Raw genomic sequence first — 20,519 nt, 5'->3', positions numbered from 1 at the left:
TTTAAAGGAGCTTTAATGGCTGAGGCTACACACCATGAAGTGGCTGGCGTCGTGACGTCTTCCGATTGCCGGTTGGCGCTGATTCCTTCCATGGGCTTGGGAGATGGATGTATTTACCTCGTTTTGGCCGCGAACCTCGCGCGTGCGGGCTACAAGGTCACCGTGTTCAGCAACCATGTGGGCGCCCTGAGCAACTGGTTTGAGCTATTCGATGCCCAGCCACTTCCCCCGCCTGAGCGCACCTTTAATGCGTTGGATGAATTTGATCTAGTCATTTCCGATCTCGGCAGTATGGTTACTCGTCACGGCGAGGCCGCCGACATGCTTGCCAGGCGTTATGCGTTCGTAGGAACTCTCAAGGTCGATCCGCGTTTCATCGAGTTTCCCGCTGTCGACGCCTTGGCCAGGTTATCACCCTGCAAGGCATCGCTGCTGGCGCCTCTCGCGGCTGCTGCAGGTCCGCTTCGTTGCCTTGACGACGACCGCGTCAGCATGGTCGATCAAGCTGTGGCGTTCTGTCGTATGCGTATGGGGCTGGTTGACGCTCATGACGGGGTCGGTTTACAGATTCCGCTCGAACTGAAGTATCGACACTATCCTCGACGCGTGATGCTCCACCCATTGTCTTACAACGAAAAAAAGAACTGGCCTGCACACAAGTACGTGGCCTTGGCGCGTCAGCTTCGCACGGACGGTTACGATCCGCAGTTCGTGCTGTCTCCCAAGGAGCGCCGCGATCATCTTGAGGCATTTGGCACGGAATTCGAGATTCCTGCGTTTGCCGATGCTCAAGCGCTGGCGGCGTACCTTTACGAGTCGGGGTACGTCATCGGTAATGACTCAGGCGTTGGGCACTTGGCCTCAATGCTGGGTATTCCTGTGCTCACCATCTACCGCAAGCGCCGAGATGGTTTTTGCTGGCGGCCTGGCTGGGGGCAAGGTCAGGTGGTGCGACCAGCCGTATCGCCAGGCATATTGCGTAATCAATGGTGGCGTTTCTTAAGCGTTGGACGTGTAGTGCGTAGCTTCAATGTTTTGCGTGAGCAAGTAAAAAGGGCTAGGACGTGAGCGGGTTCATGGCAATTACGGTGGTAATCCCTGTTTACAACTACGGCTATGCATTGGCCAGGGCAGTTCGTTCCGTCTTACCTCAATTGGCTGCCGACGATGAGTTGTTGATCGTCGACGATGGCTCCACCGATACCACTGCAGCGGTCATAGAGGCGCTCCAGGGGGAGTTCCGTAACCAATTCCGCGCCGTGCGAAAAGAGAATGGTGGCGCTGCTTCGGCCCGTAACCTGGGGATCGAGATGGCCCGCTGCGACTGGTTCATATTTCTCGATGCCGATGACGAAATGACGCCCAACGCCTTGTCTTTGATACGGCACCATCTTCTTGAGAACACGGATACCAAAGTGGTCATTGGCGGGCACTGGACAGTCGATGAGACGGGCCATAAGCGCATGCATCTACCAGCAAGCTTGCCAGATTCTGCCTTCGACCGTGTACGTGGCTATTTGCTGGACAAGAGCCTGAGCATTTCTAACGGTGCGAGCCTGCTACATCGCGAGGTATTTGCAGCAGGGCTGTATCCCGAGCACTTTCGTAATGCCGAGGACATTCCAGTTTTCGCTCAGGCAATGGCGCTTGGTTCGGTCAGCACGCTTCGTGAGGCATTGGCCATCGTGCATAAGCACGGCGACAGCCTGCGCCACGATTTTCACTCGAGCCTTGCTGGAGGGGTTGGACTGGTCGATGAGGTTTTCGGTCGCCTGCCAAGCGAATTTCAGTCGTTACGTGCGTCGTTCCATAAGCAGCGCTGTTTATCACTGTTTCGGAGTGCCTACATCGCTCGCGACGTAAGTGCCGCCAAGCAGTTCTACCGCCAGGCGGTGGCAAGCGACTGGCGCGTGTTGCTCAAACTCTCGTATTTGCGCAAGGCGATCCGCCTGTGGATGGGCCGCCTGGATGGTTAAGCCGCTGAAAGTCCTGCAGTTGCAAACCCGTTACAACGCAGCCGATACCAACTCCGACCTGGGCGAGCAGATTCTGCAAGGGCTGCCTGCAGAGCGTTTCGAGGTGGTCAATGCCTACCTCGAGGGGCGGCCGGCTGACGGTGCACCGCTCCCGCCTGGTCGTCGTCAGGTATTCTTCGAGTTCAGTGAGAAGGACATGAGCGGTTTGCGCCGCAGGGTGCGTGCGCGCCTATTGGCGTTTTGTCGGGAGGAAGGTTTCGATGTGGTGTTGCTGCATCGCTTCAAGGCCGTCAACCTGTTCATGCACCTCAACAAGAAGCTGCGCATCGCCCGTTGCATTGGCGTCTCCCATGGCTTCGGCGAGTACGACAGATTCTATCGGCGCTGGCAGGCCAGGCGCTTGATCGACGAATGCTGGCGTTTCGTCGGGGTTTCGCCGGCAGTGGTCGATTACCTGGTTTCGCTGCGCTGTGGCTTCACGAAGGCGAACACGGTGGCCATCACCAACGCGCTGGATATCGACCTGGCCGAGTCGCTGCAACTGTCGCGAGAAGAGGCGCGCGAGGCGCTGGGTTTGCCGATGGGACCAGTGATCATCGGTGCCATCGGGCGCTTGGTTCCAATCAAAGGGCATACCTATCTGATCCGGGCTTTCGCTGCCGTCAGTCAGGAGTTCCCACAGGCGAACCTGGCCGTCATCGGTGGAGGTCGCGAGCAGGACAATCTCGCTGCGCTGATCGCCGAGTCCGGTTTGCAGGGGCGTGTGCATTTGTGCGGTACCCAGCCCGATGCGATGCGCTATGTAAGGGCGTTCGACATCTTTGCCATGCCGTCGCTACAGGAGGGGCTCGGGCTTGCCCTGCTCGAAGGCATGTGCGGCCACCTGCCGGTAATGGGCTCGGATATCCCAGCGATGCGTCCCTTGTTGCACGGTGCTGGCGGTCGTTTGTTCAGTCCGGGCGATGTGAAGTCGCTGGCCGAGCAACTGCGCGCTAGTCTGGCCGACGGCGAAGCCGAGCGAGCAGAGCAAGGTGAGCGGGCTTATCGCTACCTCCGGCGCGAGCACGATATCGAGGATTTTCGCCGTAAATACCGTGAGCTGCTCGAAGGCGACCAGCCGCTGACAGGATCGTCTCAATGACCGATAGCACCCTCCCGCTGCCCCTGGTATCGGTACTGATCTCCTCCTACAACCATGCGGACTTCATCGAGGCCAGCATTCGCAGCGTGTATGCGCAGCACTATCCCAACATAGAGCTGCTGGTGGTCGATGATGGCTCGCGTGACGGCAGTGTCGAGCTGATTCAGCGATTGCAGGCGGAGCTCGGTTTCGACTTCGTCGCCCAGGCGAACAAAGGGCTATGCACCACGCTCAACGAGATGATCGCCCGAAGTAAGGGGCGGTACATCGCGCCGCTGGGCTCGGATGACGTGATGCTGCCCGAGCGCTTTTCCTTGCAGATTCCATTTATGGAGCAGCATCCGGAGACCGGAATCTGTGCGGGCGGCATCGTGCTCATCGACGGCGACGGCAAGCCATTGCCCGAAAAGAAGCAGCGGCATCGCCCGGCCAGGCGTCTCGACTTCGATGACCTGTTCATGGATCGCAAGCCTGGCCCGCCGGCGCCGACCTTGCTGTTTCGCCGCGAGGCACTGGAGGCGGTGGGCGGCTTCGATCCGACCATCCGTATCGAAGATTATTTCGTGGAGCTACGTATCGCCCGGGCCGGCTATTTTATCGACATACTCGAAGAGCCGTTGGCGCTGTACCGCGTGCACGGCAGCAACACCTACAAGAACCGTCGTCTGATGATCGAAACCGAGTTGGCGATCTACCAGCGCTTCAGTGACCATCCGGGTTACGAGGCGACGCGCCTGCGCTACCTGAACGCCATGTTCACCAAGGTTGCCAACGAGGACCGAGCGCTGGCTGGCGAGTTGCTGGCGCAGATCCCATGGCGCGCGCGCAATCTGAAGACGCTCAAGGGGCTCTGGCGCTACTGGCTCAAACGCTGAGCGCCGGTCGTAGCGCTCATTGGCCGGACTACCGGGCTTGCAGCCACTTTCTTAGGTCGCGGCTGAAACGCTCGGTGTCACGTCGGCTGGCGCTGTCTGCATAGCCCTCTAGCCAGCTATCGACGTGCTGATGCGCCAGCCAGTCGATATCCTCGGCATAGCGCAGGATGTGCTGCAGATTGCGCCGTCTTTTCCAGGGAGCGAGCGGACGGCTTTCCAGTTTCATGTCCGACAGGTCGATAAGGCCGAAGCTGTCGTCGGGCAGTAGTAGAACGTTGCCCAGGTGCAGCGAGCGGAAATAGACGCCAAGCTGATGCAGCTCGCCGAGGAACGTCCCGAATCGTCTTACCAGTGCCGGACGCTGCCCAGCGTCGAGTTGGCGTAATCGATTACGCAGGGTGTCGCCTGGCAAGGGTTGATAAAGAACGGCGCTCAGGCGGCGTTCGCTGATCATCAGAACATCGAGTACGGTCGGCGCGATGACCCCCAGGCGTAGTAAGCCTCTGGCATTGTCTGCAAAGCGCTGTGCCGGCAAGTCCCAGAGGTCAGAGGACAGCAGCCGCTTGCGGCGATACAGTTTCAGAAAGTCGCCGCTGCCCAGTCGCGCCACTTTGACGCCAAGGCCATCTTCTTCGATGGTTTTGGCGCCTTGCAGCAGGGCGTCCAACTGTATCGCATCGATACGTTTCATGCGTTAGCCTGCCGATGCCGGATGGACAGCGCGCCGAGCAACGCCATTGGGATCCAGATCAAAAACCAGCTTTCGTTGGGGCGCGACAGGTAGTTGCCTCCCTCCGTCAGCCCCGCGCAAAGTCCATAGATCAGCAGTGCCGAAGCGATCTGGAATTGCGGCAGGGCGCGTAGGTGCAGGCAGCGGAGCAGGGCAAAGCCGTACATGATGGCCCAGATACCCAGGCCTATCATGCCCAGCTCGAGAAGAACCGCCAGCTCGACGTTGTGCGGGTCGTGCAACAAATGGCCCACGCCTGGGATGTCGAATTCGAACTTGCTCTCATAACCGGCGCCTAGCCAAAGATGCTGTCCGGCCTGACGCCAGGCATCGCCCCACAGTTCGGGGCGGAAGGAGGTACCGCGTTGCAGAATGATCTCGGGCGCGACCAGATAGGCGGCAGCCGCGCCGAGCAGCAACGCGGCGACCAAGTACATGGCCCGTTTGCCGCTCATCGACAGCATCCAGACACTGGTCAGTGCCAGGCCCATCAGCGGCGTCCGCGAACCCGTGGCCAGTAGCGCAGCCAGCAAGGGAAGTGCCATCAGAATCGGTAGCCAGTCATGACGTTCGTTGCGTGACAGCCAGGCTGCGACCCAATAGGTGCATAAAAAGCCTAGAACGTGGGAGGTGAGCAGCGGGTTGCGCAGAGCTCCGGTACCGATCAGTCGCTCGCCCGGTGCTGCGATGTGCATGAACCAGGCGACGTTGATCAACGCAGCCAAGGCGCCGAGGGCGGCTCCTATGCGCAAGGTTTTCAAGAACCGCTCTTCGTTGCGCAGGGCGATCAGTGCGCAGCCCACGAACAACATGAATACATAAAGCGGACGCTTGGCCAGGCTGCCGAAGCTATCCTCGGCGCGGCTCCAGCCCATGGTGAGGAGCAACCAGGCGCTCAAGAGCAGAAAGCAGAGAACCACGGGTTCACTTAGCAGTGGTTTCATCTGGCGAGGCATGAGCATCACCGCCAGAAGAGCAGGTGCCGCGATCAGTGCGTAATAGAATTTCGTGTACTGACTGCCATCGGGAATCCAGAACAGGCCTGTCAATAAAACCAGGTAGCCGCCTACCAGCCAACGTGTGGTGATAAAGTCGAAAAGACGCGTACGCAAGGCGTCGGGTTGTGAAGAGAGTAGCTGCACCAGAGATCCTAAAGCATGGGTAAAAAGGGCATATCTTAAAGCATCGTCCGGCAGTAGGCAGCGGCCGCGTGATAAGCTTGGCAACCTTTTCGCCCGAGCCGGATGCCTGATGTTCAACCCGTTACAACGCTGGCGCGAGCGAGGCTGGCAGCCGATAAGCGCCGACGTCTATGCGCAGGTGTGGGCGCGGTTCGGCGGCAGTGTCATGACCCATCCGGACGTCGTCTCTCGGCTGTCGGCGCTGGCCGGCATTCCCGTTCGCTACCTGGGCTGGCCGCGGCAGGGCGAGTTGCAGGCTGCAGTTCCAGTCTGGGGAAATGCGCTGGCACTTTCTCGCGATGTGCTCAAACGCAAGGGTTGTCGAGACCTCTTCGACCTCGGCAATGCCGAGGTGATACTCCCGATCGCGGCAGGGGCGGCCGTGCCGGTTCGACACCGTATGCGTTATGTATCCGCCTTGAACGAGGGGGCGATATCGACTTTGCGCACACAGGCTGAGGAGCTGGCCCTGGCTAGGCAGCCGGAGGAGTACGGCAAGAAGTTTCGTTACAACCAGCGTCGTGAACTGCGGATGCTCGAAGAGGCTGGCGGCGAGATTCTGCCGGTTTCCGGCTTGTCAGCCCACGCGCTGGCCGCAATTTATACGGAGCTGTTCGAAAAGCGCTGGGGCTTCGACGTGCCTGGCAAGCAGCATCTCGTCGAGGTTTTCGAGGCGCTGAAAGCGTTTCTCTGGGGCGTTTATCTGCAGCTCGATGGAAAGCCCATAGCCGTTCAGGTTTTGTACAGGGTCGAATCGCCAGACTGGATCAGCATCGAATATATCAACGGTGGAGTGGATCCAGCCTCTCGTGATTTCAGCCCCGGCAGTGTACTCAGCTTTATCAATACCCAGTCCGCATGGGAAGATGCGCGTCTGCGAGGAAAGCCGCTGCGCTACTCGTTCGGCAGAGCGGATGTTGAATACAAGGATCGTTGGTGTAATCGCCAGCCTGTTTTTCGGGTGTAAGTGAATGGAAGCACGCAAGCAGCGGTTGGTACGTCGGCATCGGCGTAACAAACGTATTCTCATGGTCGTGGCATTGCCGATTCTGGTGGCGCTCGACTGGTTCGGTTCGTGGGGAACGGCACCCGTCGTTCTGGTGTTGGCCTGGATTGCCCACGAAGCCTGGTTTTCCGACCACCTTTTCTACTCGCCCCGTGACGATTATCGCCACGCCTTCCCTTCGGATAGCTTCAGCCTATCGGTAATGCTCGACCGTGACGGGAGGGTTTCTCCTCATGGTGGGGCGTGGCCCGAGGAGGCTGAAACACTGGTGCTGGCCTTGCATGTACGCAGCAGTTGGCTGGGACGTTGTCTCGACCCCCACGTCCTGATCGGCGAGGGCGAAGGTCTCGACCGCCAGGACTTCGAGCGTGGCGTCAATGGCGTACGGTTTCTCAACCTGTCAGGTTGCCTGCCATTATTGCGTGGTGGGCAACTGAGGCTGCGCGGGCGGTTCTGCAAGCTCGGGCGCGAAGCAACCCTGTATGGCTTCAGCAATCCCGACTACTCACGCAAGCGCGTGATGGTGCTCGCTCCCCACGCGGATGATGCCGAGCTTGCCGCATTCGGTCTCTATAGCCGCAGCCAAGAGGTGTCTATCGTCACCTTGACTCAGGGCGAGATCGAAGCCGACTTCTATCGGCGTCTTGGTCTTAGCGATGCTGCCGCCGCGCGCCTCAAGGGGCGGCTGCGCAGTTGGAGCAGCCAGACGGTACCCTTGTGGGGCGGAGTCGAGCCCAGTCGATGTGTGCAGCTTGGCTATTACTGCATGCAACTGCGGCAGATGGAGGCCGAGCCAGCCGTGGCTTGTGGGTCGCGTGAGTCGGGCGACTCCGATATCCGCAGTGTTCGTCGTTTCAATGCCTTGAAACTCCCCGGCGATGTGGACGGAGCGCCAACGTGGAATAACCTGACCGCCGATCTCGCGGCGTTGTTGCAGCATTTCAAACCGGAAGTCATCGTGCTTCCGCACCCCGAGCTCGATCCGCATCCCGACCATATCCAGACCGGGCGCGCACTGCGTCAGGCCATCGAGCAAAGTGGCTGGCAGCCAGACGTGCAACTGCTCTACGCCAATCACCTGGCTGACAATGACCGCTGGCCCATGGGGCCGGCAGGCAATGGCGTGGCGTTGCCGCCGTGTATCGAGCCCTTGCCGGCCGATAGGCTGTGGTGTCTGCAACTTGATGACAATATATTGCTCGACAAGAGTCAGGCGTTGGCGATGCAGCACGATCTGCAAACGCCGCTACCCTTCAAGAAGCGTCTGCGTCGTTTCATTCAATGGTGCCTGGCTGCACGCCGCTGGCCGCAGGCGGGAGAGGACGAATTCTTCCGCAAGGCGGTGCGTCGCCATGAGCTGTTCTGGGTTCGCCCGTTCGACCGCTAAGCCGTGCTGAAGCGCGCGGCGGCGGTTCGCAATAGCTGATGTGCTATTCTCCGCGGCGATTTTGCAATTCCGGAGTTTCCGCATGAAGTTATCCATGCCCCGTTTCGATCAGGCACCCGTCTTGGTGGTGGGTGATGTCATGCTCGACCGGTATTGGCACGGCGCTACCTCGCGTATATCGCCCGAGGCTCCGGTGCCGGTGGTCAAGGTCGAACAGATCGAGGATCGCCCCGGCGGTGCGGCCAACGTCGCGCTGAATATCGCCGCCCTTGGTGCGCCAGCCGTTCTGGTCGGCGTTACCGGCGAGGACGAGGCTGCACAGAGTTTGCAGCAGAGCCTGGAAGCCATTGGCGTGAAAACCTACTTCCAGCGCATCGAAAACCAGCCGACCATCGTCAAGCTGCGGGTCATGAGCCGTCATCAGCAGCTGTTGCGCATGGATTTCGAAGAACCCTTCCAGACCGACGCCGAGGCGTTGGCCCGGCAGGTCGAGCAGTTGCTCGATCAGGTCAAGGTGCTGGTGTTGTCCGATTACGGCAAAGGCGCGCTGCAGAATCATCAGGCCTTGATCAAGGCGGCGCGCAAGCGTGGCATTCCGGTGCTGGCCGACCCGAAAGGCAAGGATTTCTCCATTTACCGCGGCGCCAGCCTGATCACCCCGAACCTCAGTGAGTTCGAGTTGATCGTCGGTCGCTGTGAGGATGAAGCCGAGTTGGTCAGCCGTGGCGCGCGCCTGATGCGTGAACTCGACCTGGGCGCCTTGCTGGTTACCCGTGGCGAGCATGGCATGACGCTGCTGCGCCCTGATCATGCGCCGCTGCACCTGCCAGCGCGTGCGCGCGAGGTGTTCGATGTGACGGGCGCGGGCGATACGGTGATTTCTACACTGGCGGCCTCCATCGCGGCAGGCGAGGAGCTACCCCAGGCCGTGGCGCTGGCCAATCTGGCTGCCGGTATCGTGGTGGGCAAGCTGGGCACCGCGGCCATCAGCACGCCTGAGCTGCGTCGTGCGGTCCAGCGTGAAGAGGGCTCCGAGCGTGGTGTGCTGAGCCTGGAGCAACTGCTGCTGGCCACCGAGGATGCGCGCGCCCATGGCGAGAAGATCGTCTTTACCAACGGCTGTTTCGATATCCTGCATGCCGGCCACGTGACCTACCTCGAGCAGGCGCGGGCCCAGGGCGACCGTCTGATCGTGGCGATCAATGACGACGCGTCGGTGAGCCGTCTCAAGGGCCCGGGCCGGCCGATCAATGCCGTGGATCGCCGTATGGCGGTGCTGGCCGGTCTTGGCGCCGTGGACTGGGTGGTGAGCTTCAGCGAAGACACGCCCGAGCGCCTGCTCAAGCAGGTGCAGCCCGATGTGCTGGTCAAGGGCGGCGATTATGGTATCGACCAGGTTGTCGGTTCCGATATCGTGCTGGCCTACGGCGGCGAAGTGCGGGTGCTGGGGCTGGTCGAGAACAGCTCGACCACGGCCATCGTCGAGAAGATCCGCAGTCGCTGATCGCGCAAACAAAACCCCGCCACTTGGCGGGGTTTTGTTTTGTGGCGCCTGCCGGTCAGACCGCCGCGGCGGTATCCAGGCGAGCCCTTGAAGAAGCCTCAGGGCGCGTGCCGAACAATTCGGACTTGCCGGGCTTCGGCGTCAGGTTCTGCAGCGTTAGCCAATCCTTCCAGCGGATGCGTTCATCGCGAACCAGCCAGCCGTCCTGGGCGGCGAAGCTTTCCGCCAGCCACAGGCCGCGGGTGTTGGCAGGCACCAGTTGGCCTTGGCGCAGGGTCAACAGCTCGGCGGTGGGGCGGCCCTGCTCCAGGGGAATCAAATACAGATCGGGGCGGGCGTGATCCAGACGGGCGATCAGCTTGCCGTTCTCCAGGTGCTCATCGACGTGCAGCAGGCTAGGTTGCTTCGCCTCTTTGGGCAGGTCCAGGCGCAGGTCGTAGACCAGCTGCAGCGAGGCAGTGGGTACATGCACGTAGGCCCGCGGGCGCTCCAGCAAGGTCAGGTTGCCGCATTGCACCGGGCGAGCGGCGCCAGACAGTGGGCTGAGCCGGAAATGGACGTTCTCCCGGTACTTGAGTGCGCCCTCGTAGGGCGCTGGTAGCCAGGTGTCGCCGAAGCGGCCGTAGAGCCAGCCTTCGCTGGTTTCCAACAGGCATTCCTCGGCCACCTCCTGGATAGCGGTCAGCAGCGGCAGGTTGAGTTCGTGGGCCGGTACGTAGCCGGAGATCAGCTTGAGCACGACATCGCCGCGGTCGTGGCGGCGCTGGCGCACCAGCAGCCAGTATTCGCGGCCCTGCCAGTGCAGGGTCAGGCGCACCGATACACCCAGGTTGGCCAGCTCCGCCGCGAAGCGCTGGCTGTCGGGCAGCTCGACCGGTTTGCGGCGTTCGAGCATTTCGCTGAAATTCAGTGGGCGGCCAAGGCTCTGGTAGGCGATGCCATCAGGCGTTGCCTCGACGTATAACGGCAAGGTCTTGAAGGTGGCGGGGTCCTTGCGGGAAATGATGCGCGGCATGTCGGCTCCTTCTTGCGTCGGGGTCGGCCGCCTGGGCGGCGTCAAAAGGCGTTTTCGGAACGCCTGTTCATCACTCTGCTGATCCTCTGTTACCACTTTTAGTGCCGACAATAACCTCGGCAGCCACTGCCACGTTGTGCGCCAGATGCAGTGGGTTGATGGTGCCGACGATGGCGCTGCCCACACCCGGGTGAGCGAAGATCAGCTCGAAGCTGGCGCGTACCGGGTCGACACCGCTGTCCAGGCAGACATGGCCGCTGGCCAGGGCTTTCTTGATCAGCACGCCTTTGGCGTGACTGGCAGCATAGTCCAATACCGGACGTTCCTGCTGCTCGCCCAGGTTGTAGGTGACCATGGCGCAGTCGCCGCGCTCCAGTGCCAGCAGACCACCCTCGACCGTCTTGCCGGAGAAGCCGAAGCTGCGAATCAGCCCGGCCTGCTTGAGCTCGGCGAGGGTCTGGTAGACCGCTTCGTGCTGCAGGATCGCCAGGTCGTCGCCGTTGGAGTGCACCAGCACCAGGTCGAGATAGTCCGTTTCCAGACGTTTCAGGCTGCGCTCCACCGAGCGTCGGGTGTGCGCGGCGGAAAAATCGAAATGCGACAGGCCGTTGTCGAACTCCTCGCCCACCTTGCTGACGATCACCCAATCGTGGCGCTGGCCGCGCAGCAGCGGGCCGAGGCGCTGTTCGCTGGTGCCGTAGGCCGGCGCGGTATCGAGCAGATTGATGCCCAGCTCCCGGGCCAGGCCGAGCAACTGCAGCGCCTGCTGGTCATCGGGAATGGTGAAGCCGTTGGGGTACTTGACGCCCTGATCACGGCCCAGTTTGACGGTGCCCAAACCAAGGGGGGAAACGCTCAGGCCGGTGGAGCCCAGCGGGCGATGCAGCTCGTGCAGGTCGCGCATCAGAATGCTGCCTCCCACGCAGTACGGCCGATAACCGGGCGTGGCAGTTCGGGCAAGGCAGCTTGAGCCGCCGGGCGAATGCCGTCGCGCTCGAGATGGCTCTGCACGCGATCGGCGAAGTCCGGCGCCAGGGCCAGCTTGGTTGGCCAGCCGACGAGCAGGGCGCCCTGGTCGCTCAGGAAAGCATTGTCCGGCCGCACCAGGCCGCTTTGCGCGGGTTCCGCCCGCTCGACACGTAGGGTCGCCCATTGGGCTGTGGACAAATCGATCCAGGGCAGCAGCTGGGTGAGCTCCTTGCGCGCGGCTTCGATCTGCGCGGCTTCGTCGCGGGCTACGCCGTCCGCTTCAGCCAGATCACCGCCCAGGTACCAGACCCATTCGCCATCGGCGCTCGGGTGGCTGGTCACGGTGATCCGCGGCTTGGGGCCTCCGCCCAGGCAATGGGCGTACAGCGGCTTGAGGCTCGGCCCTTTGACCATCACCATGTGCAGCGGGCGCAGTTGCTGGCTGGGTTGGGCGATGCCAAGGCTGGCCAGCAGGTCGGCGTTGCCGCGACCGGCGCTGAGCACGATGCGCTGGGCGCGGATTTCGCGACCATCGACACGCAGGCCAACCAGTTGGCCGTTCTCGTGCAGTGGCTCGATGGCATCGGCGGCGAGCAGGCTGTCGCCAGCGAGCTCGGCCAGGCGGGTGATCAGGCTGGGCACGTCCACCACCAATTCCGCCAGGCGATAGACCTTGCCCTTGAATTTCGGGTTCTGCAGCGCCGGAGGCAGTTGCTCGCCCTTGACCTGGTCGACCCGCCCGCGTACCGCCTTGCTGGCGAAGAAGCTGGTCAGGTTGCCGGCCAGCGTGCCTGGCGACCACAGGTAATGGGCGTCGGAAAGCAGACGCACGCCAGACAGATCCAACTCGCCCGTGCCATCCAGCGCCTCGCGCCAGCGCCGTGGCATGTCGGCGATGGCTTCCGATGCACCGCTCAGGGCGCCATGCAGGGCGTACTTGGCGCCGCCGTGGATGATGCCCTGGGACTTGACGCTCTGACCGCCGCCCAGGCTTTCGCGCTCCACCAGCAGCGTGGCGTAGCCCTTGGCGCGCAGCCGTGCGTTCAGCCACAGGCCGGCGACGCCGCCGCCGACGATCAGGACGTCTGTGCTCAGAGTTTGGGACATGCGGGCGCCTCTCAGAAAAACAGGTGCGCAGTATAACGCTCAGTGGCCGGTGACGCGGGAGAACAGCTGGATCACCACCACACCGCTGACGATCAGGCCCATGCCCAGCACGGCTGGCAGGTCCGGTTTCTGGTCATAGACGAACATTGCCGCGATGCTGACCAGCACGATGCCCAGCCCGGCCCAGATGGCGTAGGCGATACCCACTGGAATGGTGCGCACCACCAGGATCAGCATCCAGAAGGCGATGCTGTAGCCCGCGATCACCAGCAGCAGCGGCAGGGGTTTGTTCAGACCATCCACGGCCTTCATGGAGGTGGTGGCGACGACTTCGGCGGCAATCGCCAGGGCGAGATAGAGATAACCATTCATCGGCAGCACTCCTCTTGACAGGCTGCCAATTTTACCGTCGCCTGCTGTTAGGTAAACTGATTACCTATCTATGTGGGAGATAGGTTGTGCGCTGGAGTCTTGAGCAGTTAGACGTCTTCGTTGCAGTCGCCGAGGGCAGTTCGTTTTCGGCCGTGGCGCGTCGCCTGGGTCGCGTGCAGTCGGCGGTCAGCACGGCGGTGGCCGCATTGGAAGATGACCTCGGTGTCCGTCTGTTCGAGCGTAGCAGCGGGCGTCAGCCACGTTTGACGGAGGCCGGCCAGGCGCTGCTGGAAGAGGCGCGCGAGTTGTTGCGCCAGTGCGAGCGGCTGGAGGGCCGAGCGCTCGGCCTGGCCAAGGGGGAGGAGGCCTGCCTGCGGCTCGCCCAGGATGAGGCCTTGCCGCTGCCTCCGGTGCTCGACAGTCTCGAGGCCCTGGCACGAGCCTTTCCAGGCGTGGAAGTGCAGATGACCAGTGGCGGGCAGGGCGTGGTGGCGCGTCGGCTCATCGAGCGGCGTGCCGATCTTGGCCTGCTGTTCCACCATGAGGGCATGCCGGCGGAGCTCGAACGGCGGCGCCTGGGCATGGTGGAAATGGTCATGGTGTGCGGGGCCGGCCATCCCCTGGCGCAGGCCGGCGCGGTCGGGCGCCGTGAGCTGGCGCGCCACCGCCAACTGCTGATCACCCTGCAGGACACCCAGTACCCGGGCAACGAACGGATCAGCCCCTCAGCCTGGCATGCAGACAGCTTCTACTCGATGGCCGAGCTGCTGATGCGCAACCTGGGCTGGGCTTGCCTGCCGCGGCACGTGGCCCAGTACCCGACCTATCAGGGCCATCTGGTGGAGCTGCGCAGCGACTGGATCGCGCCGCCGTTGCCGCTGGAAATGGTATTCCGCCGCGACGAGGCGCTCGGGCCGGCCGCCCAGTGGCTGGCTGCGGCGTTGGCCGAACGGTTGCGAGTGCTCAAGGCATGAGCCCGTGGCGCGACTTGTGCTGCCCCGCCGGCAACCCTAAGCTTCGCCGCCATGAACCGACATCTCTATAGCCTGCTGTTTCACTTCTGTCTGCCGCTGATCGGCCTGCGCCTGGCCTGGCGCGCCTGGCGTGCGCCGGCGTATGCCAATCGTATCGGCGAACGCTTCGCCCTGCTGCCGCCACTGCGCCCCGGCGGTATCTGGGTGCACGCCGTATCGGTAGGTGAAAGCATCGCCGCGGCACCGCTGGTGCGTGAGCTGCTGGCCCGCTATCCGGATCTGCCGATCACCCTGACCTGCATGACGCCCACCGGCTCCGAGCGCATCCGTGCGCTGTTTCCCGAGGCGCAGTTCGCCGGCCGGGTGCAGCACTGCTACCTGCCCTACGACATGCCCTGGGCCGCAGCGTGCTTTCTCAAGCAGGTGCGACCGAAGCTCGCGGTGATCATGGAGACCGAGCTGTGGCCCAACTACATCCACCAATGTGCCCGCCGCGGCATTCCGGTGGCGTTGGCCAATGGTCGGTTGTCCGCGCGTTCGGCCAGGGGCTACGGGCGTTTCGCCAAACTTACCGCGCCGATGCTCGCCGAGCTGAACCTGCTCGCAGTGCAGACGCAGGTCGAAGCCGAGCGCTTTATCGCCCTTGGCGCGCGACCCGAAGCCGTCGAGGTGACCGGCTCGATCAAGTTCGACCAACAGGTTGACGCCGAGCTGAGTGCACGCGCCAGCGCGCTGCGCGAGCAATGGCAGGCGCGGCAGCGGCCGGTGTGGATCGCTGCGAGCACCCGCGAGGGCGAGGATGCGCTGGTGATCCAGGCGCACCGGCGATTGCTCGCCAGCCAGCCGGATGCCTTGCTGATTTTGGTGCCGCGCCACCTGGAGCGTTTCGATACGGCCGCGACGCAACTGCGTGAAGCGGGCTTGAGCTACGTGCGGCGCTCCGCGGGCGAAGCGGTGGGTCACGATGTGCAGGTGCTGCTCGGCGACAGCATGGGCGAGCTGATGTTTCTCTACGCCCTGGCCGATATCGCCTTCGTCGGCGGCAGCCTGGTCGAGACCGGCGGCCACAACCCGCTGGAGCCGGCTGCACTGGGCCTGCCGGTGATCATGGGGCCGCACCGCTTCAACTTTCTGGAAATCACCGCGCAACTGCTCGAGCACGGCGCGCTCAGCGAAGTCGCGGATGCCGATGCGCTCGGCGATCAGGTCGCAATGCTGCTGAGTAATCCCGCAAGAGCAGCCGAGATGCGCGATGCCGGGCTGGCGGTGCTCAAGGCCAATCAGGGGGCGTTGAAACGCCTGCTGGATGGGTTGGGAAGGCTGCTCGTTTAAGGCCTGCTCAATTGGCCTGGATGTGGCCGCAACGCTGCGCACAGCCTCGATTCATGTGGGAGCGCGCGGGGACGCCTAGTCCATGCCCGCGAATTCGCGCGCATGGCGCGCTCCCACGATTGGCTGCTTAACAACCGCCTTTATATTCCTAGTCCTGACTGCCCGCATGCTTACTCGCCCTGCAGCTTCGTTTCGCCAGCCTTGGCCAGATCCGTCGGCAGGAAATCGCGATCCGGGTTGTAGTCCGGTTTCAGGTAGGCGCCCAGTGCCTCCAGATCGGCCGGGCTGAGGGTGCCGGCGGCCTGCTTGAGACGCAGGTTGTTGAGGATGTAGCCGTAGCGCGCGTCGTTGTAGTTGCGCACGGCGCTGTATAGCTGGCGCTGGGCGTCGAGCACGTCGACGATGTTGCGAGTGCCGACCTGATAACCGATTTCCGTGGCCTGCAGCGCGCTCTGGTTGGAGATGATCGACTGACGACGCGCCTGCACGGTTTCCACATCGGTATTCACCGCCCGGTACAGGTTGCGGGTGTTCTGCACCACTTCACGGCGCAGGCCTTCGCGGCGCTGCTCGGACTGGCTCAGGCGCTGGTAGGCCTCGCGTGCCTGGGAGCTGGTCAGGCCGCCGCTGTACAGCGGGATGTTCAGCTCCAGGCCGATGCTGCGTTGCGACACGTCGCTGCCGTAGCTCTGCCCGGTGTAGTTGGGGTTGCTCAGGCCGAAGGCGTCGTTGTCGCCGCGCTGGTAGCTGGCAACCGCGTCCAGGGTCGGCGCATGGCCGGCCTTGCGCTGGCGCAGGGTTTCCTCGGCGGCATTCACCGCGAAGTTGCTGGCCTGCAGGTTGAGATTCTGGGCCGCCGCGGTGTTGACCCAGGCGGTGGCGTCATTGGGCATCGGGGTGAGGATCGGCAGGCTGTGCTGGATGCCCTCGATGCTGCGGTATTCGCGGTTGGTCAGGGTGATCAGCGCCTCGAAGGCATCGTCGACCTGGCGCTGGGCGGTGATGCGGTTGGCGCGGGCACTGTCGAAGCCGGCCTGGGCCTGCAGCACGTCGGTCTTGTCCGAGAGGCCGACATCGAAGCGCTCGTTGGCCTGGTCGAGCTGGCGATTGAAGGCGGCTTCTTCGGCCTTGGTCGAGGCCAGGTTGTCCTGGGCGCGCAGCACTGAGAAATAGGCTTCGGCGCTCTGCAGAATCAGGTTCTGTTCATTGGCCGAAAGCTCCAGGGCGGCTTGCTCGCTGACCGCTTCGGCGGCCTGCAGCTGGAACCAGCGGTCGGCACGGAACAATGGTTGGCTGAGGTTGGCCTGGTAGACCGTGGCGCTGCGCGACTGGGTGGCCGCAGGCTGCTGCAGGGCGGTGCGGGTGTCGTTGATCCGGGCGCCGGCGCTGAGATTCGGCAGCAAGCCGGCGCGGGCCTGGGGCACGCCCTCGCGGCGGGCCTGGTAGTCGGCGCGGGCCGCGGCCAGGTCGGCATTGTTGGCGGCGGCTTCCTGGTACACCGACATCAGGTCGGTACGCACCGATAGCGGCGCGGGTTCTGCCCAGGCCGTGGCGGTTGAAGTGGCGGTCACGGCAACGGCCAGGGAGAGTCTGCGCAGCATGTCGGTGGATCCTAGAGGGGCAGTAGCAGGCGAGACTAAGCCCGGCCACCGGGGTGGTCAAGGCGCGGCGTCAGTGGCCGCAATGCGACCGGCGGGTCTGCTCGCGATTGCCGCCATCCGCGGCTGTCAGTAGACTGGCCGGGTTCTTGTCGGGGTGCCTCGAATCGGAGGCTGAGATCGGAGAGTTCCGGATCCCGTTGAACCTGATCAGGTTAAGGCCTGCGTAGGGAACAAGAGGTATCCACCTCTACAGATCGTTTAAAAACGTAGGCGAGGCAGCCAGCGCAAGGCAAAAAGTGGCGAAAAAGCGGAGTGTACGAGTAGTACATGAGCATTTTGAGCCGGTTTTTAACGCCGCGATGGCAACGCAGATAGTTTTTCATCGATCTGCATGGTGGATTCCCCCACACCACACTCGTGGTGTGCCCGCGCCCTGGCTGTTTGATCATGCCGGCGCTCGTCACGATCTCCGCATGTTCAAGCAGCCCGGGCTCGGCGTTGGCTCATCGCGTGTGTCCGTCAGGTTCTCCCCGACATCCAGCCGAGGAGCCAACCGATGAGCGTCAAACAACAACAGCAGAACCTCAGTGAGTCCGCCCAGGTCGACCAGCAGTCGATCCAGCCTTTCCCACGCTCACAGAAAATCTACGTGCAGGGCAGTCGCCCGGACATTCGCGTACCGATGCGTGAGATCAGCCTGGATGTCACACCTACCGACTTCGGTGGCGAGATCAACGCGCCGGTCACCGTCTACGACACCTCCGGCCCCTACACCGACCCAAGCGTAACCATAGACGTGCGCAAGGGCCTGGCCGACGTGCGCAGCGCCTGGATCGAGGATCGCGGCGACACCGAGCGCCTGGATGGCCTGTCCTCCGAGTTCGGCCAGCGCCGCCTGGCCGACGAGGAACTGACCAAGATGCGCTTCGCCCACGTGCGCAACCCGCGCCGGGCCAAGGCCGGCAAGAACGTCAGCCAGATGCACTACGCACGTCAGGGCATCATCACCCCGGAGATGGAATACGTCGCCATTCGCGAGAACATGAAGCTCGCCGAGCACCGCGCCGCCGGCCTGCTCAAGGAACAGCATGGCGGCCAGAGTTTCGGCGCCAGCATTCCCAAGGAAATCACCCCCGAGTTCGTCCGCGAGGAAGTCGCCCGCGGCCGCGCCATCATTCCGGCCAACATCAACCACACCGAGCTGGAGCCGATGATCATCGGCCGCAACTTCCTGGTGAAGATCAACGGCAATATCGGCAACTCGGCCCTGGGTTCCTCCATCGAGGAAGAAGTGGCCAAGCTGACCTGGGGCATCCGCTGGGGCTCGGACACGGTGATGGACCTGTCCACCGGCAAGCATATCCACGAAACCCGCGAATGGATCATCCGCAACTCGCCGGTGCCGATCGGCACCGTACCCATTTACCAGGCGCTGGAAAAGGTCAACGGTGTGGCTGAAGACCTGACCTGGGAGTTGTTCCGCGACACCCTGATCGAACAGGCCGAACAGGGCGTGGACTACTTCACCATCCACGCTGGCGTGCTGCTGCGTTACGTGCCGCTGACCGCCAAGCGGGTCACCGGCATCGTCAGCCGCGGCGGTTCGATCATGGCCAAGTGGTGCCTGGCCCACCACAAGGAGAATTTCCTCTACACCCATTTCGAGGAAATCTGCGAAATCATGAAGGCCTACGACGTCAGCTTCTCGCTGGGCGACGGCCTGCGTCCGGGCTCCATCGCCGACGCCAATGACGCCGCCCAGTTCGGCGAGCTGGAAACCCTCGGCGAGCTGACCAAGATCGCCTGGAAGCATGACGTGCAGTGCATGATCGAAGGCCCCGGCCACGTGCCGATGCAACTGATCAAGGAGAACATGGACAAGCAGCTGGAATGCTGCGACGAGGCGCCGTTCTACACCCTCGGCCCGCTGACCACCGATATCGCGCCGGGCTACGACCACATCACCTCGGGCATCGGTGCGGCGATGATCGGCTGGTTCGGCTGCGCCATGCTTTGCTACGTCACGCCCAAGGAGCACCTGGGCCTGCCGAACAAGGATGACGTCAAGACCGGGATCATCACCTACAAGATCGCCGCGCATGCCGCCGATCTCGCAAAAGGTCACCCGGGTGCGCAGATCCGCGACAACGCGCTGAGCAAGGCGCGCTTCGAGTTCCGCTGGGAAGACCAGTTCAACCTCGGCCTCGACCCGGATACCGCACGCAGCTTCCACGACGAGACGCTGCCGAAGGACTCGGCCAAGGTCGCTCACTTCTGTTCGATGTGCGGGCCGAAGTTCTGCTCGATGAAGATCACCCAGGAGGTACGTGAGTACGCCAAGGAGAACGGTCTGTCGGACGAGAGCAAGGCGGTCGAAGCCGGCTTCAAGGAACAGGCCGAGCGTTTCAAGGAAGAAGGCTCGGTGATCTACCGGCAGGTGTAAACCTCAGGCGCGACGAATATCGCGCCTGCGCCAAGGGTCTGTTGCCGTTTCACGCACGGCTCGCGTTGAAACGGCAACAGACCCTAGCAATCCCGCTCTAGCGTGCGGCGCCAGGCATGTAGGCCGGGCGCAGGATGCCCTGCAACTGGCTGTAGGGGATCAGGATTTCCGGATGGCCGTCGGAGTAGGGCGCCAGGCGGGCGACATCGTATTTGAGCATCACCGCATCGGGGTTCAGGGCGATATTGGCGGTGCGCTCGAACGGCCAGGTCTTGCGGTATTCCACATCGTTGCCGTGGCCCTGGGCGATCAGCCAGGCCTGGTGGGCGCGCTGAGCGATCTGCCAAAACGCCGCTTCCTCGCCGGGCACCAGCATGTCCTGCAGGCTCAGCACCTCGTTCTGTTCACGGTCGTAATTGAGGTAGGTGCGACCGGGTACGCCGTGGGCGCCGCCGATGAAGTGGTAGCTGGACAGCTCGATCACCACCAGTTGGTCATGCTGGCTAAGTACCTTGGCCTGCAGGTAGCTCACCCAGCCTGGCTTGCCGTTGGCGAGAAAGTCACGCTCGTGTTCGGCCAGCGACGCGGGGCGCGTGCCGGTGGCGGCTTTCACCAAGTCGAGCAGGGTGGCTTCGATGCGTGCATTGAGGGCCGGTTGATCGGCCACGCGCTGCAGTTCGACGTTGACCAGCGGGCAATCCTGGGCGCTGCAGTCGGCTGGCTTGTGCTCCCACTTCTCATGGGTGGTCGCCACCCCCGCCGGCGCGTCGGGACGGGACAGGCTCTGGCAAGCGCCGAGCAGTAGGGCAAGGCTGAAAAGAGCACCGAGACGGGCAACTTGGGACATGTTCATGCAGGAAAAAGCCATTGGCAGAGGACGGGCGTTCGACTGCCTGACGGCAGGGG

At 62.9% G+C, this 20,519-nt stretch carries 18 protein-coding genes and 1 riboswitch; of the genes, 10 read left to right on the top strand and 8 right to left on the bottom strand.

Annotated features, from left to right (window positions below; genetic code table 11):
* The first annotated feature begins 15 nt into the window (after positions 1-15).
* From BVH06_RS05845 to BVH06_RS05830, 4 genes are read left to right on the top strand one after another with little or no spacing between them, the layout of a single operon-like run.
* Positions 16-1,068, top strand: coding sequence for a glycosyltransferase family 9 protein (locus BVH06_RS05845; RefSeq protein WP_075929685.1), 1,053 nt, complete (start codon positions 16-18; stop codon positions 1,066-1,068).
* 8 nt (positions 1,069-1,076) lie between these two features.
* The gene (locus BVH06_RS05840; protein ID WP_075929684.1) at positions 1,077-1,976 is read left to right on the top strand and encodes a glycosyltransferase family 2 protein; all 900 of its coding nucleotides are present in this window, start codon (positions 1,077-1,079) and stop codon (positions 1,974-1,976) included.
* Complete coding sequence (locus tag BVH06_RS05835) at positions 1,969-3,117, top strand: glycosyltransferase (RefSeq protein ID WP_075929683.1); 1,149 nt, start codon at positions 1,969-1,971, stop codon at positions 3,115-3,117. The genes BVH06_RS05840 and BVH06_RS05835 overlap by 8 nt, the downstream gene beginning before the upstream one ends.
* The gene (locus BVH06_RS05830) at positions 3,114-3,992 is read left to right on the top strand and encodes a glycosyltransferase (RefSeq protein WP_075929681.1); all 879 of its coding nucleotides are present in this window, start codon (positions 3,114-3,116) and stop codon (positions 3,990-3,992) included. Before BVH06_RS05835 ends, BVH06_RS05830 begins: the two co-directional genes overlap by 4 nt.
* Positions 3,993-4,020: 28 nt before the next feature.
* On the opposite strand, the gene BVH06_RS05825 is transcribed toward BVH06_RS05830, so the two are convergent.
* Complete coding sequence (locus tag BVH06_RS05825) at positions 4,021-4,683, bottom strand: lipopolysaccharide kinase InaA family protein (protein WP_075929680.1); 663 nt, start codon at positions 4,681-4,683, stop codon at positions 4,021-4,023.
* The gene (locus BVH06_RS05820) at positions 4,680-5,864 is read right to left on the bottom strand and encodes an O-antigen ligase (protein ID WP_075929678.1); all 1,185 of its coding nucleotides are present in this window, start codon (positions 5,862-5,864) and stop codon (positions 4,680-4,682) included. The genes BVH06_RS05825 and BVH06_RS05820 overlap by 4 nt, the downstream gene beginning before the upstream one ends.
* 109 nt (positions 5,865-5,973) lie before the next feature.
* Between BVH06_RS05820 and BVH06_RS05815 the strand changes: the two genes are divergently transcribed.
* The 3 genes from BVH06_RS05815 to hldE all read left to right on the top strand — a co-directional run bounded on the left by BVH06_RS05815 (position 5,974) and on the right by hldE (position 9,800).
* Positions 5,974-6,870, top strand: coding sequence for a GNAT family N-acetyltransferase (locus BVH06_RS05815; protein WP_075929676.1), 897 nt, complete (start codon positions 5,974-5,976; stop codon positions 6,868-6,870).
* A 4-nt stretch (positions 6,871-6,874) separates the two neighbouring features.
* Positions 6,875-8,296, top strand: coding sequence for a PIG-L deacetylase family protein (locus BVH06_RS05810; RefSeq protein ID WP_075933501.1), 1,422 nt, complete (start codon positions 6,875-6,877; stop codon positions 8,294-8,296).
* An 82-nt stretch (positions 8,297-8,378) separates the two neighbouring features.
* Positions 8,379-9,800 (top strand): bifunctional D-glycero-beta-D-manno-heptose-7-phosphate kinase/D-glycero-beta-D-manno-heptose 1-phosphate adenylyltransferase HldE, encoded by a 1,422-nt coding sequence (hldE, locus tag BVH06_RS05805; RefSeq protein WP_075929673.1) that lies wholly within the window; start codon positions 8,379-8,381, stop codon positions 9,798-9,800.
* A 55-nt stretch (positions 9,801-9,855) separates the two neighbouring features.
* Here the strand turns inward: hldE and BVH06_RS05800 are convergent, their stop codons facing one another.
* The 4 genes from BVH06_RS05800 to BVH06_RS05785 form a co-directional block, all read right to left on the bottom strand.
* Complete coding sequence (locus BVH06_RS05800; RefSeq protein ID WP_075932330.1) at positions 9,856-10,815, bottom strand: metal ABC transporter ATPase; 960 nt, start codon at positions 10,813-10,815, stop codon at positions 9,856-9,858.
* Positions 10,816-10,885: 70 nt separating this feature from the next.
* Positions 10,886-11,722: an aldo/keto reductase gene (locus BVH06_RS05795; RefSeq protein WP_168172892.1), complete on the bottom strand. Its 837-nt coding sequence runs from the start codon at positions 11,720-11,722 to the stop codon at positions 10,886-10,888.
* Complete coding sequence (locus BVH06_RS05790; RefSeq protein WP_075933499.1) at positions 11,719-12,891, bottom strand: FAD-binding oxidoreductase; 1,173 nt, start codon at positions 12,889-12,891, stop codon at positions 11,719-11,721. The genes BVH06_RS05795 and BVH06_RS05790 overlap by 4 nt, the downstream gene beginning before the upstream one ends.
* Positions 12,892-12,930: 39 nt before the next feature.
* Complete coding sequence (locus BVH06_RS05785) at positions 12,931-13,263, bottom strand: multidrug efflux SMR transporter (protein WP_013793240.1); 333 nt, start codon at positions 13,261-13,263, stop codon at positions 12,931-12,933.
* A gap of 86 nt (positions 13,264-13,349) precedes the next feature.
* Between BVH06_RS05785 and BVH06_RS05780 the strand changes: the two genes are divergently transcribed.
* Positions 13,350-14,237 (top strand): LysR family transcriptional regulator, encoded by an 888-nt coding sequence (locus BVH06_RS05780; protein WP_075933498.1) that lies wholly within the window; start codon positions 13,350-13,352, stop codon positions 14,235-14,237.
* A gap of 51 nt (positions 14,238-14,288) precedes the next feature.
* Complete coding sequence (waaA, locus tag BVH06_RS05775) at positions 14,289-15,569, top strand: lipid IV(A) 3-deoxy-D-manno-octulosonic acid transferase (RefSeq protein WP_075932335.1); 1,281 nt, start codon at positions 14,289-14,291, stop codon at positions 15,567-15,569.
* Between the two features lie 170 nt (positions 15,570-15,739).
* Here the strand turns inward: waaA and BVH06_RS05770 are convergent, their stop codons facing one another.
* Entirely contained in the window at positions 15,740-17,170 is a 1,431-nt protein-coding gene (locus BVH06_RS05770; protein WP_075933497.1) for a TolC family outer membrane protein, read from the bottom strand.
* A gap of 140 nt (positions 17,171-17,310) precedes the next feature.
* A riboswitch (TPP riboswitch) is annotated at positions 17,311-17,417 on the top strand.
* Positions 17,418-17,726: 309 nt separating this feature from the next.
* Between BVH06_RS05770 and thiC the strand changes: the two genes are divergently transcribed.
* The gene (thiC, locus tag BVH06_RS05765) at positions 17,727-19,613 is read left to right on the top strand and encodes a phosphomethylpyrimidine synthase ThiC (protein WP_075933496.1); all 1,887 of its coding nucleotides are present in this window, start codon (positions 17,727-17,729) and stop codon (positions 19,611-19,613) included.
* Between the two features lie 97 nt (positions 19,614-19,710).
* Here thiC and BVH06_RS05760 read toward each other — a convergent pair whose 3' ends face one another.
* Positions 19,711-20,466 carry an RsiV family protein gene (locus BVH06_RS05760; RefSeq protein ID WP_256575137.1) on the bottom strand — a complete coding sequence of 252 codons (756 nt, stop codon included), beginning with the start codon at positions 20,464-20,466 and terminating at the stop codon, positions 19,711-19,713.
* Between the last annotated feature and the right edge of the window lie 53 nt (positions 20,467-20,519).

The sequence above is a fragment of the Pseudomonas sp. PA27(2017) genome (assembly GCF_001945445.1).
Lineage (GTDB): Bacteria > Pseudomonadota > Gammaproteobacteria > Pseudomonadales > Pseudomonadaceae > Aquipseudomonas.
The sequence above is the reverse complement of the archived record's forward strand: the minus strand, read 5'-3'. Positions and strand labels throughout refer to the sequence as shown.